Origin of the sequence: Adonisia turfae CCMR0081 (assembly GCF_011009555.1) — a bacterium.
Classification (GTDB): Bacteria; Cyanobacteriota; Cyanobacteriia; order Phormidesmidales; family Phormidesmidaceae; genus Leptothoe; species Leptothoe turfae.
On record NZ_QXHD01000004.1, the window covers coordinates 189893 to 190776 of the forward strand.

Consider the following 884-nt stretch of genomic DNA (forward strand, 5'->3'; position numbering starts at 1 on the left):
ATAAAAACTATCTCTTTCTTTTCTTTTTGAATACTGGGGCTGAGAACTGATTAAGGCCATTGTTGGCAAACATCTCGGACAGCCTGCAAAGTATCAGAAAACGCTTGCTCGCTACTCAGCCTTACGAGCGTACGTCTACTCTTAGATAATGCAGAGAGTAAATGAGCGCGATTCTGATAGGCCAACATTTCAAGAACGCCACTCCACTGAATAAATGACATCGCAAGTTGCTCTAAGTAGGGTAAAAAGCTTTGTAATGCACTGGCGCAGTAGTATTTATCTTTAATGTCCCATATGACTTCCAGCGCTTCGGGCAAGAGTGCCTCGGGTAGGTGCTCGGCCATCGCACTCAGGGTACGCGACCGAGACGATTCATCTTGGATTTGGCATGTCATCTCCAGCGCTTCAGGCCAGAGCGCCTCTGGCAGGTGCTCGGCCATCGCACTCAGAGCACGCGACCGAGACGATTCATCTTGGATTTGGCATGTCATCTCCAGCGCTTCAGGCCAGAGCGGTTCTGGGAGGTGCTGAGCCATCGTGCTCAGGGCAATCGACCGATCATATTCAGTTTGGATTTGTCGAGTGACCTCCAATGTCTCAGGCCAGAGTTCTGGGAGGTGCTGAGCCATCGCGCTCAGGGCAATCGACCGATAAGATTCAGCTTGGATTTGTCGAGTGACCTCTAGGGCTTCGGGCCAGAGTTCTGGGAGGTGCTGAGCCATCGCACGCAGGGCATGTGCCCGAGAATATTCAGCTTGAATTTGTCGAGTGACCTCCAGCGCTTCAGGCCAGAGCGGTTCTGGGAGGTGCTGAGCCATCGCGCTCAGGGCAATCGACCGATAAGATTCAGCTTGGATTTGTCGAGTGACCTCTAGGGCTTCGGG

Annotated in this window: 1 pseudogene; it reads right to left on the bottom strand. The window is 52.3% G+C overall.

The features are described 5' to 3' along the window. Positions 1–50: 50 nt before the first annotated feature. A pseudogene (locus DXZ20_RS05035) lies at positions 51–884 on the bottom strand (hypothetical protein); the annotation flags it as partial.